Origin of the sequence: Bacillus sp. AFS059628 (assembly GCF_002571225.1) — a bacterium.
Taxonomy (GTDB): Bacteria; Bacillota; Bacilli; order Bacillales; family Bacillaceae_G; genus Bacillus_A.
Window position 1 is genome coordinate 56128 of record NZ_NVEC01000065.1, and the last position, 14487, is coordinate 70614.

15 protein-coding genes and 4 pseudogenes are annotated in these 14487 nt (G+C 34.3%); 10 read left to right on the top strand and 9 right to left on the bottom strand.

The annotated features are described in order from the left end of the window. Positions 1-448: 448 nt before the first annotated feature. From COL05_RS22110 to COL05_RS22120, 3 genes are all read right to left on the bottom strand, one after another. A complete protein-coding gene (locus COL05_RS22110; RefSeq protein WP_098670156.1) occupies positions 449-1777 on the bottom strand; it encodes a (Fe-S)-binding protein in 1329 nt (442 codons plus the stop codon). Continuing rightward, positions 1774-3186 carry a glycolate oxidase subunit GlcD gene (gene glcD, locus COL05_RS22115; RefSeq protein ID WP_098670157.1) on the bottom strand — a complete coding sequence of 471 codons (1413 nt, stop codon included), beginning with the start codon at positions 3184-3186 and terminating at the stop codon, positions 1774-1776. Before glcD ends, COL05_RS22110 begins: the two co-directional genes overlap by 4 nt. A gap of 117 nt (positions 3187-3303) precedes the next feature. Further along, positions 3304-4419 (bottom strand): CdaR family transcriptional regulator, encoded by a 1116-nt coding sequence (locus tag COL05_RS22120; protein ID WP_098670158.1) that lies wholly within the window; start codon positions 4417-4419, stop codon positions 3304-3306. Between the two features lie 136 nt (positions 4420-4555). Here COL05_RS22120 and COL05_RS22125 point away from each other — a divergent pair, with 136 nt between their 5' ends. Genes COL05_RS22125 through COL05_RS22135 form a run of 3 tightly spaced genes read left to right on the top strand, consistent with a single transcriptional unit; the run spans position 4556 to position 7598 of the window. Next, positions 4556-5530 (top strand): YVTN family beta-propeller repeat-containing protein, encoded by a 975-nt coding sequence (locus COL05_RS22125; protein ID WP_098670159.1) that lies wholly within the window; start codon positions 4556-4558, stop codon positions 5528-5530. After that, complete coding sequence (locus COL05_RS22130; protein WP_098670160.1) at positions 5523-6194, top strand: response regulator transcription factor; 672 nt, start codon at positions 5523-5525, stop codon at positions 6192-6194. The genes COL05_RS22125 and COL05_RS22130 overlap by 8 nt, the downstream gene beginning before the upstream one ends. 3 nt (positions 6195-6197) lie before the next feature. Next, complete coding sequence (locus COL05_RS22135; protein ID WP_098670161.1) at positions 6198-7598, top strand: sensor histidine kinase; 1401 nt, start codon at positions 6198-6200, stop codon at positions 7596-7598. 186 nt (positions 7599-7784) lie between these two features. Here COL05_RS22135 and COL05_RS22140 read toward each other — a convergent pair whose 3' ends face one another. Both COL05_RS22140 and COL05_RS31995 read right to left on the bottom strand, forming a co-directional pair. Next, on the bottom strand, positions 7785-8570 hold the full coding sequence (locus COL05_RS22140; RefSeq protein ID WP_098670168.1) for a sulfotransferase family 2 domain-containing protein: 786 nt from the start codon (positions 8568-8570) through the stop codon (positions 7785-7787). Between the two features lie 84 nt (positions 8571-8654). After that, positions 8655-8892: pseudogene (locus COL05_RS31995) on the bottom strand (epimerase); the annotation flags it as partial. A 129-nt stretch (positions 8893-9021) separates the two neighbouring features. On the opposite strand from COL05_RS31995, the pseudogene COL05_RS22150 reads away from it, so the two are divergent. Beyond that, a pseudogene (locus COL05_RS22150) lies at positions 9022-9209 on the top strand (hypothetical protein). Next, positions 9206-9331, top strand: a complete 126-nt coding sequence (locus tag COL05_RS32000) for a hypothetical protein (RefSeq protein WP_257152586.1) — start codon at positions 9206-9208, stop codon at positions 9329-9331. The pseudogene COL05_RS22150 and the gene COL05_RS32000 overlap by 4 nt, the downstream one beginning before the upstream one ends. Before the next feature lie 774 nt (positions 9332-10105). On the opposite strand, the gene COL05_RS22165 is transcribed toward COL05_RS32000, so the two are convergent. Then, positions 10106-10390, bottom strand: coding sequence for a DUF4183 domain-containing protein (locus tag COL05_RS22165; RefSeq protein WP_098670162.1), 285 nt, complete (start codon positions 10388-10390; stop codon positions 10106-10108). A gap of 193 nt (positions 10391-10583) precedes the next feature. Between COL05_RS22165 and COL05_RS31490 the strand changes: the two genes are divergently transcribed. Together COL05_RS31490 and COL05_RS32005 are read left to right on the top strand one after the other, a co-directional pair. Next, a complete protein-coding gene (locus COL05_RS31490) occupies positions 10584-10751 on the top strand; it encodes a hypothetical protein (protein WP_180233475.1) in 168 nt (55 codons plus the stop codon). Positions 10752-10796: 45 nt separating this feature from the next. Then, entirely contained in the window at positions 10797-10922 is a 126-nt protein-coding gene (locus COL05_RS32005; RefSeq protein ID WP_257152587.1) for a hypothetical protein, read from the top strand. Positions 10923-11170: 248 nt separating this feature from the next. On the opposite strand, the pseudogene COL05_RS22175 reads toward COL05_RS32005, so the two are convergent. Further along, positions 11171-11430: pseudogene (locus COL05_RS22175) on the bottom strand (hypothetical protein). Between the two features lie 95 nt (positions 11431-11525). On the opposite strand from COL05_RS22175, the gene COL05_RS32360 reads away from it, so the two are divergent. Further along, complete coding sequence (locus COL05_RS32360) at positions 11526-11588, top strand: N-acetylmuramoyl-L-alanine amidase C-terminal domain-containing protein (protein WP_373605326.1); 63 nt, start codon at positions 11526-11528, stop codon at positions 11586-11588. 232 nt (positions 11589-11820) lie between these two features. Here the strand turns inward: COL05_RS32360 and COL05_RS22180 are convergent, their stop codons facing one another. Continuing rightward, positions 11821-12405, bottom strand: coding sequence for a LysE family transporter (locus COL05_RS22180; RefSeq protein WP_098670164.1), 585 nt, complete (start codon positions 12403-12405; stop codon positions 11821-11823). 59 nt (positions 12406-12464) lie between these two features. Between COL05_RS22180 and COL05_RS22185 the strand changes: the two genes are divergently transcribed. Next, positions 12465-13079 (top strand): helix-turn-helix domain-containing protein, encoded by a 615-nt coding sequence (locus tag COL05_RS22185; protein WP_142337617.1) that lies wholly within the window; start codon positions 12465-12467, stop codon positions 13077-13079. Between the two features lie 399 nt (positions 13080-13478). On the opposite strand, the pseudogene COL05_RS22190 reads toward COL05_RS22185, so the two are convergent. Then, positions 13479-14016: pseudogene (locus tag COL05_RS22190) on the bottom strand (BclA C-terminal domain-containing protein). Between the two features lie 208 nt (positions 14017-14224). Between COL05_RS22190 and COL05_RS22195 the strand changes: the two are divergent. Continuing rightward, a partial coding sequence (locus tag COL05_RS22195; protein ID WP_142337618.1) for an exosporium leader peptide-containing protein occupies positions 14225-14487 on the top strand: 263 nt, incomplete at its 3' end.

Below are 14487 nucleotides of genomic sequence, written 5' to 3' on the forward strand. Positions count from 1 at the left end.
GTAAAGTTTTAATTTGTTTTCACACGATTTGTTTTTGACAGCCTGTCTGACTGACAAATTCATCGTAGCATACAATTTGCGAGAAAAAAGATGGAAAAAAATTCATAGACTTTAAAATTACCTAATTTATCCTAAGAGGGGAAAAGAGGAAAAATAAGAGAAACATAGAGTATAAAAGGAATTTTCAGCATTTTTATACTATGTTATAGGAGGGTGTTTTTGGATAAATTTACCTAAAAAGAAAATGAAGAATCCTATTGTATCAATGGTTTGAGAGGTTTTTTGAGGAATATAATGGATTGTTTTTTACAAAACTGTAATGTTTCTGTTGTTCTTTTTTATAATAAAGTAACATATTTTTAATGTTGTAGAGGACAAAAAAGCGGCTATCTCTTTACGTAGACGAAGGAGATAGCCGTTTTCTTATTATTACGTATGTTACGAGTTATTACGAGTTGGTTTCAATTGCTTCTAATAATAAATCTACAATATGAATTCCTCTCATTTTATGAGAAAGACCTTCTCGCTCAATACCTAATTTCATTTGTAATAAACAACCTGGATTTGCGGTAACAATGGTTGCTGCGTCTGTTTCATGCACACGATCCATTTTGTAATCTAGAAATTCCATTGATAACTCTGAATGAACAATATTGTAAATACCAGCAGAACCACAGCAGCGATCCGCGTCTTTCATTTCACGGTATGTTGCGCCTTGAATTGCTTCTAGTAACATACGAGGTTCTGAAGATGTTCGCATAACATTGCGTAAATGACAAGAGTCTTGATACGTAATAATTTGCGGCGTGAGTCGTAAGTCAGTTCGCTTGTGGAAGTCTAGTTCTACTAGAATAGCGGTAATATCTTTAATTTTAGAGACAAACTGCTTCGCACGTTCAGCCCACTGTGGATCATCTTTTAAAAGATAATCGTAGTCTACGAGGTAAGCTCCGCAACCACCAGCATTCGTAATAATATAATCGATGTTTAAATCTTCGAATGCTTTTATATTGCGTTTCGCTAATTCTTTTGCTCCGCTTTTCTCACCAGCATGCCCATGTAATGCCCCGCAGCAACTTTGTGTTTTCGGAATAACGATATCACAACCAGCTAACTGAAGAAGTTTTATTGTTGCATTATTTGTTTCTAAAAACATCGTATCCATTAAACAACCTGTGAAGAATGCAACTTGTTTCTTTTTTGTACTTTCAGCATGTAAAAATTCAGGGCGATCTTTCATTGCTTTCATTTTAGGGACTTTTGGTAGAACGAGATCCATCGTTGCAAGTGTTTCAGGGAATAGTTTCATAATTCCTGTTTTATGTGTTATCGTTTGTAAACCAGAACGCTGATAAAATCCAATTAGACCGGTTAATGTTCTCATTCGATTTTGATGCGGGAAGAGTCCTTCAAAAACGACTTTACGAACTGCTCTCACTGGCACCGAAAACTTTTTGTTTTGATTTATAATATCACGAGCTTCTTCTAATAAATGTCCATAATTCACACCAGATGGACAAACAGGTTCACAAGCACGGCAACCGAGGCAAACATTTAATGTATTTTCAACATCTTCATCTGGCTCAATCAAACCGTCAACGACCGCTTTCATTAACGCGATACGTCCTCGTGGTGAATGTGATTCTTTATACCCAGATTGAATGTAAGTAGGGCAAGTTAGTAAGCAGAAACCGCATCGCATACAGTTTAGTAGTTCATCTTCACTTAATCGTTCTTTAAATTCTTTTTGAATGTTTTCTTTATTTAATGTTGTCATCGCTCAATCACCACTCTTTTACGAGTGTCCTTCGCGAACATCTTTCCTGGATTCATAATGTTATTTGGATCGAAGGCTTGTTTAATCCCTTGCATTGCAGCAATACCTTCTTTACCTAATTTCATTTCTAAATACGGAGCTTTCATCGCACCAACACCATGTTCGCCAGTAATTGTGCCGCCAAGTTCGATTGCTTTTGCAAATATTTCAGCAAAAGCTTGTTCAGCTCGGTGCATTTCTTCTTCATTACGAGCATCTGTCATACAAGTTGGATGTAGATTACCATCACCAGCATGTCCAAACGTACAAATAGGAATATTATATTTTTTTGCAATGGCATTAATAGCTTCAACCATCGGAGCGATTTGTGAACGTGGCACAGTTGCATCTTCTAGTATTGTTGTAGGTTTTAGTCTTGCAAGTGCTGATAGTGCGCTACGGCGAGCAGTACGAAGCGCATCTGCTTCCGGTTCATCTTTTGCAACGCGAACATCGACTGCATTCATAGAGCGGCAAACGTTAGCCATTTTTTCAATATCTCGATTGACAACTTCAGGTGGACCATCTTGTTCAATTAATAAAATTGCTTTTACGTCAGTTGGTAAACCGATTTGTGCAAACTCTTCTACAACTTCAATTGTCGGCTGATCTAAAAACTCGAGTGTCGCTGGAATGATTTTATTTGCAATAATAGAAGAAACAGCGCGTGCAGCTTCATTAATATCTTCATATAGCGCAAGCATCGTTTTCTTCGTTTCAGGCATAGGAACAAGTTTTAATATCGCTTCTGTTACGACGCCAAGTGTTCCTTCAGAACCGATAAATAAACGAGTTAAATCGTAACCAGCTACATCTTTTGCTAATTTACCACCAGTACGAATCATATCGCCATTTGGTAAGACAAGTTCAAGGCCCATCACATAATCACGTGTTACGCCATATTTTAATCCGCGTAATCCACCTGAGTTTTCATTAATGTTACCGCCAATTGTAGAAATTTTCATCGAGCTTGGATCTGGTGGATAAAATAAACCTTTTTCTTCTACGGCTTTAATAATATCAAGTGTAATAACACCAGCTTGTACAGTAATGGTTAAATTCTTTTCATCAATTTCTAAAATGTTATTCATATGACGGAAGATAAGGACGATACCGCCTTCAAGTGGACATGTTCCTGCGCAAAGGTTTGTTCCAGAGCCACGAACATATACAGGAATGTTGTGAGTGTTACATACTTTTAACACTTCTGCTACTTCATTTGTATTACGAGGAGCAATGACTGCATCAGGCATTGCTTGGAAGTTTGGAGTGGCATCATAACTATACGTTAAACGCCCCATATTGGATGTATCTACATTATCTTCGCCAACAATGGATACGAATGAATGAATAATTTGCTTTTCTAACATTGGAAATCCCCCTCAACCTGTTAACGTAATTAGTCATAATAAAAAACGTTGTCACAGTGCTTTCATTATAATGATAAAAAAGTTGGGGGATTCTTTCTATGTATAATCATCTAAAGATTAATCTGTTTTATCATTCTTTTTTGTGTGATTATCTAATAAGAGGAGCGAGAAGTATAAAATACTTAAGTCTTTGAATTGTTTCGGATCAAGTCCTGTATGCTCCTCAATTTTTTTAAGCCTGTAATGTAATGTGTTAATGTGTATATGTAATTGCTCAGCTGTTTGTTTATAAGATTGGTTATAATCAATAAATAAACGTAAAGTGTGCATAAGTTCAGGCGATGCTAGTAAGTTTTCGATCGTGCGTCTTAGAAACTGTTCCCGCGTTTCAGCAGAAATATCTTGTAAGCACATTTCTAAACGTAAATCTTCATTAAATACAATTTTTTTCGTTTCAAGTGATACAGAAAGAGCTTGTAACGCTTGTTCGTACGATAAGTTCATATTGTTTGGCGTAACGGTTTGTCCAATCCCGATATATAAAGGAATAGAAAATAAAGTTTCACAGTCTTGTTTTAATCGTTTTAAAAATTGATACGTTTGCTCTTTGGAGTTCGTGGCTGTAAATAAAATAAATCGATCATTTCCCCAGCGAACAAATAGATGCTCCTTTGTTAATAGATTGCGTACGTGTTGCCAAACTTTACGCTGAAGCATCGTGTCATTTTGATCGATTGAGAACAAAATAAGTTGTTTCTTCTTATATAAATCAATACCAAGTGTTTTTGCGCGATCAAGAAAGCTTGGAGACCAGTCTGTATTTTGAAGCCAATCAAAGACAAATGCTTCATAAGAACGATGTTCAAGTTCTAGTTGTTCTAAAAAGTAGTTTTCGTGAATGAGTAGTTCGGTCATTTTACGTAATATTTCTCCGTATTGTGAAATATTTTCAGGTTCACCTGTAATTCCAATGACACCAATTACTTCGTCATGGAATAGTAAGGGGAGGTTCATACCCGTCTTTACGCCCTGTAAGCATCGTTCATCCTTTTTTGTAATAATGACAGTTTTCTTTTGTTTCGCACAGCGGAGTGCACCTTCATGAAATTGACCGATTCTTTCTACATCTGTACTTGCGATAATAACGCCTTGTATATTAATAATAATGATATTTTCTTTAATTAGTCTGCGTACTTCTCGTACAATTTTATTCGCTAAATCAGGAAAAAGCATAATTTGCACACCTCAAATTCTATTTGTTGTACATTATATATGTAAATGATGTAAGAAAGGGAAATTTCACACTTTCCACACATTTATTTGTTATTTTACAATTATAACGAAATCATCCGAAGATGGAGGGAATCTTTTGAGAAAGTATGTTTTTCTTCTCTGTTTTTTATTTCTATTAGTAGGGTGTCAAGGAAGTTCATATACACCGATTGCTAAAGATAAAAGTGTTATTATAACAACGAATATAAAAGAAGGTAGTCTTAGTTTTGTAGATAAACAAACTAAAAAGTTAATTACGACATGGGAACTTAATGAACCAATGGCAGGAATTGCACTACTTCCAAACGGTGAGAACATACTTGTATATGGTAAGCAGCTAGAGTACATGTATGTATATTCACTAGCAGAAGGAAGGCAAGTGGAAAAATATAAAACGGGAAAAGGCATTGTAAATGTTGTCGTATCAGAAGATAAAAAACAATTATTTGCTGCCGATCAAAATGCTCAAAAGGTAAGGTTTTTTACGATAAAAGGAAAAGAGACGGGGAGTGTGTCAACCGGAAAAGGACCAATAACGATGGTAGAGCACGATAACCAGTTATCTGTATTAAACTTTTATGATACGAAGCTAACGACAATTGATACAAAGAAAAAAGAAGTGGTCCAATCTTTTATGATTCCCCCAGCGTCAACTGGAGCGACAATTAGTCCGAATGGGAAAGAAATATGGATTGGCGGGCATGGTGATGGAAATCAAGTGAATGAGAAAGTATTAGTGTATTCTTTGCAGAGCGGGGAAATGGTACGTTCTTTACACGCCCCGTTTATGCCTGTGAATATAACGAATGATAATAAGTATGTATATGCATTAAGTCACGGCTCGAATATGCTTAGAAAGTTTGATGTTAGCACGTATAAAGAGGTTGCTTCTGTAGAAGTAGGATCGAACCCATTTGCATTTTTGAAGAGCGGAGCAGAAGGCTACGTAGCAAGCTATGATAGTGATGAAGTGTGCGTCATAGATATGAAGAATTTGAAAATAAAACAAACAATTAAAGTCGGAAAAGGGCCGTTTCAACTCATAGAGAGAGAAGGGAAGGACAATGAGTAAATATAGGGTGCTAGTTGTAGATGATGAAAGTGATATGAGACAGCTTGTTGGAATGTACTTAGATAATTTTGGGTACGAGTGGGGAGAAGCTGAAAATGGAAAAGAAGCGTTACAAAAATTGGAGAAGAATCATTATGATTTTGTTGTACTAGATATTATGATGCCAGAGATGGATGGACTTTCAGTTTGTAAAGAAATTAGAAAAACGTCAGATGTACCAATTATATTTTTAACAGCAAAAGGTGAAGAGTGGAATAGAGTGAACGGCTTACGTATGGGAGCAGATGATTATATTGTAAAGCCATTTAGTCCTGGAGAATTAATTGCTCGTATGGAAGCTGTGTTAAGACGTTATACAAAGCAAGAACAACAAGAGGAAGTTCAATTTGGACCGATCCTTATTAATGAAAAAAGTAGGAAGATTGAGGCAGATGGTGAACCGATCTCTCTTACAGTAAAAGAGTTTGATTTACTCTATTTTCTTTGTCAACATACGGGACAAGTATTTAGCCGAGAACAATTGCTGGAAAAGGTATGGGGATATGATTATGCCGGAAGTACAAGAACGGTAGATACGCACGTGAAAACAATGCGTTTGAAACTTGGAGAAAGTGGAAACTACATTCAAACTGTTTGGGGTGTAGGCTATAAATTTGAGGTGTAACGTATGTTTACGATGGTACAGAAGCTTTGGCTGACAGTAGTATGTGCAGTATTTGTAACAGTTTCTTTTCTCTATTTTGTATCTTTATACTCGTACGAAAAACTATACGTTGATAATTTAAAAGATTCATTAGTAACGGAGGGGAAGGGGCTTGCTGCGCAATATGATAAGCGTGAAGGCATATCAAATTTTGAAGAGAAAGTAAGAGCATTTGATCAAATATCTAGTTCAGACGTTCTTTTTGTATCCAACCCACGTGATTTAAGCGCATGCTTACCTTTTGATGTGCATCATCATTCTCTTATAAGTGAAGGGGACAGGCAAGCATTATTAGATGGGAAAACTGTGACAAAGATAGGATATGAGGAACATTTTGAACGTAATATTATGGGGGTTGTCATCCCTGTTTTAGAAAATAAAAAATTAGTAGGCATTGTATATTCTTATATTCCTTTAAAAAGTATAAAAGACTTAATATATGATATGGGCCTTATTTTGGCACCGTTAGCACTTGCTATAACTTTACTGACAATATGGATTGGCAGAAAAATTATTATTGCCATTACGAGACCGCTTTCGCAAATGGAACGAGTTGCGAATCATTTGGCTACGGGAGATTTCTCAGAACGAATTACAATTTCTTCTGAAGATGAAATTGGACGATTAGGAAAAGCATTTAATAAAATGGCAAATTCTTTAGAGACAGAAGACGTAAAGCGTAAGGAATTTCTAGCTAACGTTTCGCACGAACTAAGAACACCGCTTAGTTATATAAAAGGATATAGCGAGGCTATTTTAGATGGTGTAGCGAAGGGACCACAGCAAGAAAAAGTAACACAGCTCATCCATAAAGAAGCAGATCGTATGCAGCGTCTCGTACATGATTTATTAGATTTAGCACAATTAGAAGGGGAACATTTTCCGTTAAAGAAACAACCTATCGTTTTTTCACAGCTCATTGAAGATGTGCTAGATACGTATGAGCTTAAGTTTATAGAAAAGAAAATTCGTATTTCAACAAATTTAAACCCAGAAATCATTGTAATGATAGATGAGGATCGTATGCAACAAGTGCTTCATAACGTGTTAGATAATGCGATACGGTATACAAATCCAAACGGGGATATTATGATAACGCTTAGGCAGATAGATGATTATTGTGAATTGAACATAAAAGATACGGGAATCGGTATTGATACAGAGCATTTAGAAAATCTTGGCGAACGTTTTTATCGCGTTGATAAAGCGAGAAGTCGCCAACATGGTGGGACAGGTTTAGGTCTTGCTATTGTAAGACAAATTGTTCATATACATGATGGACAGTGGCGAATTGAAAGTGAAAAAGGGAATGGGACGACAGTTATTATTAAATTGAAAGTACAGGATGAGGCAAGCATGTTCTAGTTTTAGAGCGTGCTTTTTTATTCCGCTATTTGCCGGGCAGTGAGACCCCACCTCAAAATTCAGCAGAAGCAAAGAAGTTAGGTGGGGGATGAACAAAACCCCCACTGATTAAAGTTTCACCTTATGAGGAAACTTAAATAGGTGAATCTAAGTTTCTCTATAATATATGAAACTACAATTAGAAAATCACATATTTTTTAAAGGAGTTAATGGGTAATTGTACGTGCTAAAATCTTTATTAAAAATATCCTGTACTAATTGGATAGTTTCATAGTCATAAAAACTATCGTATGTTGGGAGGCGTGGGAATAAAGGATCGGTAATATCAGCATCTGCAAAATTACCTCTAAAAATCGCCCTGTCTTTCTGATGATGCCATGATTTGGTTAGTATGTGGAAAGGAGAAGTTTTTAATTGATATGTTTGTTCTAAGCGCTCAATTTCAGTAGAGAAATTTTCAAGGTAGATATACTTTGTAACAAACTCTTCCTCACCTGGTTCATATTGCTGCATTAAATGTGGATCTACTTGTTCTAAATCTATCATTTGCTCTTTTAAGTAGTAGAGAAAGATTTTAAATGAAATAGGTTTATTACAAAATTCATTACCATAATAAAAATTCCGAATAGGATTCCATGCTGGGTTTTCTATGTAAGGGGGGGCAATTAGTGAGAAAAATGAACTTACAGCTCTTGTATAGGGGTTCCTCACTAATTTATAGGTATCTTTTCCGTTTGTATATAAAGCCGCAGCTAGTTCAATAAAGTAGCCCGAGGAGTTTTTGTATATTTCATTTTCATAATTATGGATGAAAGAATCGTATTTTATGGCTTCTTTAAATAAATTTATTTGATAAAAAAACCAATGTGCAAGAGAGGTACAGCCACTTTTTTGACTCCAAAATAAAATCAAAGGGAAGTTAGAATTAAAAAGGGGGACGCGTCCATATTTAATAATATTTGCAAAAGACATTGCTAGCCTCCATTCAGTTATGTCAAGTACTTTTAGTTTATGAATAAAGGACTTGGCATATGAACAAGAAAAGAGAAGTAAAATAGATAATTTAAATACGCGTAATACGAAAGAAAAGATGATCCCAACTATGACAAATCCAATACATAAGGTCAATAGTGACACTATACTTGGGTATTCAACGTCATCAGGCATCCCATTGTTTCATTCCTATAATTATAGCTGCAGGGAGCAAGATAGGTATTAATAGTAGCGATATTATTAGAAAAATTGCCAATAGTCTATTGCTGTTGTTTGTTTCATTGTTGTTTTGATTATTCATAAAACCTCCAAAAATAATTTTAAAATAAATATCCTATTGGATTTTAGTACAAAAGTATTAGTAAAGCCATAGTTAAAAAAAGGTGGATTTCAACAAAAACGCTATTTTATTAGAAAAGGAGACTGAGAAATGAACTTAAAGGAGTACGTCGTTTATAAAGGTGAATCATTCGTTTGTATTGGAAATATAAAGGAATGCGCTCAACATATGGGCGTACTTCCTGAAACGAAACGCCAGCTTATCAGAGGAAGTTAGCGAAAAGGAAGAAGGCTAGGAATTATTTAACTGTTACTGGATTGGATGATGATGAGGAATGAAATGCGAGAATTGCGATAGTGAAACACCTGGTGGTTATTGCGATTGCATGATAGTGGACGGAGATTTTAAAGGTACTTGGTGGTTAGAAGAAAACGATAACGAAGAGATGAAAAGGGAATAAGGATATGAATGTAAAAACTATAACGGTACCAAATAGAGATGAGCAAGGATGGTTACACGGGACTAAAACAGTGACTGTTGAATGGGAATACCCTACATGCGGAGAGAAAATGAAGGATCCTTCATTGTATAATTTTTGTGAGAATGGCATACTGTTCATATTTGGAATAATGATTGTGGTCATATCAATAAATATACGGATCTCAAGGAAGTATAATAAAAATTTCATTTTGTATTAATTGGGAACACAAAAAGAGCACTTAATAAAGTGCTTTCGTGACGAGATTCATTTTGTAATGATTATTTTAATTTATAAAGAAAGGAACTCAGGATATTGTATGTGCGCCCAGTTAATTGAGTACCTTGTACAAATAAAGAGCAGCTAGCAAAAACTAACTGCTCTGTGAATAAGAAGAACCCAATGGTCATTCGTATTCAACCTTGGTGTACCTATATTGTTAACATGTTTTAGAAATTTATTCAATATAAGAGCAGCTAACAAAAGTTAACTGCCCGCCTCTCGACCAAGAGAGCAAGAGTGGGAAGAATTTAAAACTACCTTTTAAATTCTTCTATAGTATCGGAAAATATTTAGAATTCTATTCGTATAAAACATAAAAAGAGCACGATATAAGTGCTCTTTTCGAGAGTGAGTATAAATACCAATCATTCTATATTAGTATACGCACTGCATTATGTAGTTGTTACTAAAATTAATTTCAGTTTTTAAAATTAGAGGTTTCTTTTAATGAAACCTCTAAAAAGATAACTAAATTTACGTTATTGTAAATTCGATTGCGATAGGAGTTCCTCCATCTAGGACAGCTCCTCCTACAATAGTAGCAGCTGTAGTAGTCACACCAGTAATAGTATCACCTGTTTGAATAACGCCATTAATATAAAGCGTTAAAAAAGCATAAGAAGCAGGGAATGTTGTTACAGCGCCAGTGTCATCAGTGAAGTCTGTGTTAGCAAAAGTTAAATCTGCTCCAGCGACAGTCCCTGTTGCTGCTGTACTTACAAATCGTCTTCCAGCTATAAAGGGCTTAATGATAGGCATTTATGTTCACCTCTTTTTGAGAATAAACTCAGACAATTTTTTAAAAGTCTTGTCCTGTATTGTATTCTATGTTGTGCTTCCTTCAAAAGATACGGCTTGTACACTAGTAAAAAAGTATAATTCTTATTTGTTTATTAAATGTTGTATAAAATTAAACAAAATAATCCTTTGAAAAGAGAGTGAGGTTACAAGAATGGAGGGTAACGTAAAGCTTTTAGGTGATGATGGGATGTTAGGGATGGAGTTCAAGGAAAGAACGATTCATGTTTATAACACAGAAGACGATGTGATGGAATTATTTTCTACGAGAGTGCAGACTCAAGAAGTTATTGATTTTCTTGAAGAATGTAAAAGGAAATGAAGTAAAAATTTAACAGATTAGATTGAACGGAGGGGACCGTATCGTATGTATCAATTGTTATTTTTTAAAGACATCGATGAAAAGGAGATGCTAAGACTTGTGTTGAAAGAGCTGAAAAACTACAAAGCATTGTGCGTGCGGATGAAAAAACAAGAAGAGCAGGAAAATTAGCGAAGGGAGTGTGTTTATAAGCTAGTACGCTTATATCTTGAAAAATTAGTTAAGCAAGGAGAAATAAAGGAAGTGAAAAGAAGCAGAAGAAAAAGATGATTCCGTAAAAAGCAACCATTTGGGTGTTTTGTCTTTTACACAAAACAAACGAACTCAATGAAAAAACAGTGATGTATGAGATTTTTATACTAGTGAGTTTGAAATTTAATTATAAATATAGAGTTGGATTTTTTAAGATACACGAATTTTTAACGAAAAATAGCAGCTTCAGTGCCAGATGGAAGAATTAATTTACGTGGAATTGTAATAATCTCAAGAGCCATCTGTGCTGAATAGAGAAGTATTGGAGTTAATTCTAAAGTGTGAGTTAATAATAATATAAAGCTTGTTAGGATTGCAAAGCTCCCCCAAAAGAAACTTTTTGAAGTGTTACGGAAATCTTTTATTAAAGAAAAGAAAGAAAAAATGATGTAACAATGAGTATCAAAAATTTATATTTATCAGTCATTAAACCCCTCCTTGAGACCAGTAACTTATATTATAACGCGTTTTTCTGTATTATAATAAAAAGATTTTGAAATGAATAGTTTAAATTCGTAAATACTGCAACTTAAAGGCATGACGGATTACCTTGATCGTAAAGGTTGGTGGTATGAAGTTAAGTAAAGATTTTAGTTTAGTGGAACAGAAAATTTTAAAAACGATAGGATATAAAAAAGAGGATTACCTATTATGAGTAATCTTCTTTTTATAATTTTAACTCGTATAAATATGATTAGATATAGAAGATTTCTGTTTTAATACATAATAAGTAATACATGTAAGTCAGAGGTTCACCGGAAATTTCAAGTATATTTACAAAACATATATTTAAAAAGAAAAAAATGAGAATTTGAATTTAATTAATTACAATTGAAATAGCGCTAAAAATTAATAAAACGGCCATAATAATGTTAAATGATGTAGTATGTTTTAATAAAAGTTTTTGGAACATAGAACCAAATAAGCTCCAACTGAATGTACTCATTAACCCGACTACACCTAGAAATAATGAGAAAAGTAGAAAACTTGAATATGAATTATAGTAAGGGAGAATAAAAGTTGACACTACAGTCAGCCCGAATAGTATCCCTTTAGGATTAACAAATTGAAGAAAAATCCCGACTGTAAATAAGTTTTTATTATGTTTTTCATTTGGATCTGTACTAGTTTTACTAGTGAGTATTTTAAAGGCTAAATATAGCATGTATGCTACACCTAAAATTTTTAAAGGGAATTCGATTATAGGTAGGATATTAATTAGTACAATATTAAAGAAGCTACATAATGAAGTGAGGATGAAAAAACCGAAAGCTACTCCAAAGCAAAATTGCATACTCCTTTTTAAACCATGTTGATTGGCGTATGTCATAGCTAAGAAATTGTTAGGTCCGGGTGTGAAGCTACTTATAAAAACAAATAACAAAAAAGAAAATATAGGCATTTTAAACCCCCCTAATTATTTAGTGTATGTTATAATGACCGAAAAGAACAATATAACGTGTGCTTTTTATTATACATAAAGGTCGTTACATTGTATATATTATAGGAGTGTTTCTTATGGAAGAAATTCAACTTATTCTGGCAAAAAATTTAAAAACAATACGAGAGAAAGAAAAATTAAGTTTAGAAAAAGTTGCTCAATTAACAGGTGTGAGTAAAACAATGATTGGACAAATCGAACGTGGAGAGTCAAGTCCAACATTAACAACGATATGGAAAATAGCTAATGGGTTGAAAGTTTCTTTTACTTCTTTAATTAATAATCCCCAACCGGATACGAAAGTCGTTTTACGAAGTGATGTTCAAGCATTATTAGAAGACAATGGGAGATATAAGGTGTATCCATCTTTTCCTTTTCAAGATGATAGGAATTTTGAAATCTATACGGTTGAAATTGAAACAGAAGGAAAATTAAGTTCGGAAGGCCATAAAGAAGGGACCGAAGAATTTATAACGGTGTTTGAAGGGGAATTGACAATTGAAATAAATGATTGTAAATATACATTAAATAGCGGAGATGCAATTCGCTTTAAGGCGGATAGACCACACTTTTATTATAATTCCGGAAGTACACTAACTCGGTTAAGTATGACCATTTATTATCCAGCTGCATAAACTTGTTATGGCATCAAGAATATAAAGAAGTGTGTTTTGATAAACCATCTATAAAAGATGGTTTTATTTTTTGAAATTCATAAAAAAAGACACTCGTTTGAGTGTCAACATAGTATTGCTCTCGCGTATAGGATTGGAGTATGTTTCTCAAAAACGTATTGAGATGGTTCGCATTTAAGAAACTGTCTTCTTAGTCAATGTAACATCGGCAGGAAGAAGTGTAAATTGATAATGTATATACGGAAAATTTAGTATAGATATTTTCTACTATTAATATAGTGCAAAATGTTTTTTGTTGCTTAATCACTATCGTGTAGTTATTGAGAGAATGGTAGCTTTTGTAATCGGTTCCATTTGATCGTTTAAGAATGATTATTATAAAAAAGAACGAATCATTTTTTAATCAATTCGTATAATTGTTAAAGAGGCACCAGTTGAACCACCTCCAACTAAATTAACTACGGATAATACGCCGAATAGTTGAAGTAAAATTGTATTACCGGCAATAAAATTGGTGATTAAATTATTATTATAATTTGAAGTTGATATTGCGGGTGAAAAAATAGATCCAGGAATTGGAGTTGAAGAGTTTAATAGTAGCCTTGTACCAGCAAGTAGTGCAGTTGTTGTATTAACTTGATAGGTTAAATAATATCTCCCAGTAACAGGAATTGTAAATATATCATTTGAAGCGTTCACTGTAAGATTACCGAGACTTTGGTTATTAGAAAGTGGAATATTAGTTCCACCTAATATGACTGAAATCGGACCACCTAACGTATTATTAGCGAACATAGAGTTTGCCCAGTAATACCCGCAGGTCTAGTAACGCCCGTGGGCCCAGTAGGACCTGTAAGTCTGTATGAAGAATAATTTCAAGAGCCAATGATAATAGTTCTTTTTTTATTTCTTCATTCTTATCTTGAATATAAATCACCTCATTTTTAAATTAGAACGTAACCGATTTAGTATTTTGAAATGGAACTATCATTTTATTATATGAGTACTACTAGTTATAGCAACGGTAAAAAGTTTATTATATGTAAAAATCATTTGAGAATGAAAAAAGTAGTGATGGAATTCTTCTAAAATGATAGATGTATTATTTTGTTAAGTAGTAAAAACATGTGGAATGAGGTATTAAATTGAACCGAAATGATAAATTATCGTTGAATAAAGGTATAATAAGACCAGAAAATATTGGACCTACCTTTCCGGTTATTCCGCCAATTTATATTCCAACGGGCCCAACGGGTTTAACGGGAATGACCGGTCCGACGGGTCCAACGGGATCACCGGGAATAACAGGCCCGACCGGAGTAACGGGGCCACCGGGAATAACAGGCCCGACTGGAGTAACAGGATCACCAGGAATAACAGGCCCGACTGGAGTAACAGGATCACCAGG

Excerpts from the sequence above, each read along its gene's own strand:
- COL05_RS22130 (WP_098670160.1), top strand. The coding sequence starts at position 5,523 with ATGAGTAAATATAGGGTGCTAGTTGTAGATGATGAAAGTGATATGAGA.
- COL05_RS31490 (WP_180233475.1), top strand. The coding sequence starts at position 10,584 with ATGGAGGGTAACGTAAAGCTTTTAGGTGATGATGGGATGTTAGGGATG.
- COL05_RS22135 (WP_098670161.1), top strand. The coding sequence starts at position 6,198 with ATGTTTACGATGGTACAGAAGCTTTGGCTGACAGTAGTATGTGCAGTA.
- COL05_RS22140 (WP_098670168.1), bottom strand. The coding sequence starts at position 8,570 with ATGTCTTTTGCAAATATTATTAAATATGGACGCGTCCCCCTTTTTAAT.
- COL05_RS22165 (WP_098670162.1), bottom strand. The coding sequence starts at position 10,390 with ATGCCTATCATTAAGCCCTTTATAGCTGGAAGACGATTTGTAAGTACA.
- COL05_RS32000 (WP_257152586.1), top strand. The coding sequence starts at position 9,206 with ATGAAATGCGAGAATTGCGATAGTGAAACACCTGGTGGTTATTGCGAT.
- COL05_RS22120 (WP_098670158.1), bottom strand. The coding sequence starts at position 4,419 with ATGCTTTTTCCTGATTTAGCGAATAAAATTGTACGAGAAGTACGCAGA.
- COL05_RS22110 (WP_098670156.1), bottom strand. The coding sequence starts at position 1,777 with ATGACAACATTAAATAAAGAAAACATTCAAAAAGAATTTAAAGAACGA.
- COL05_RS22180 (WP_098670164.1), bottom strand. The coding sequence starts at position 12,405 with ATGCCTATATTTTCTTTTTTGTTATTTGTTTTTATAAGTAGCTTCACA.
- COL05_RS32005 (WP_257152587.1), top strand. The coding sequence starts at position 10,797 with ATGTATCAATTGTTATTTTTTAAAGACATCGATGAAAAGGAGATGCTA.
- glcD (WP_098670157.1), bottom strand. The coding sequence starts at position 3,186 with ATGTTAGAAAAGCAAATTATTCATTCATTCGTATCCATTGTTGGCGAA.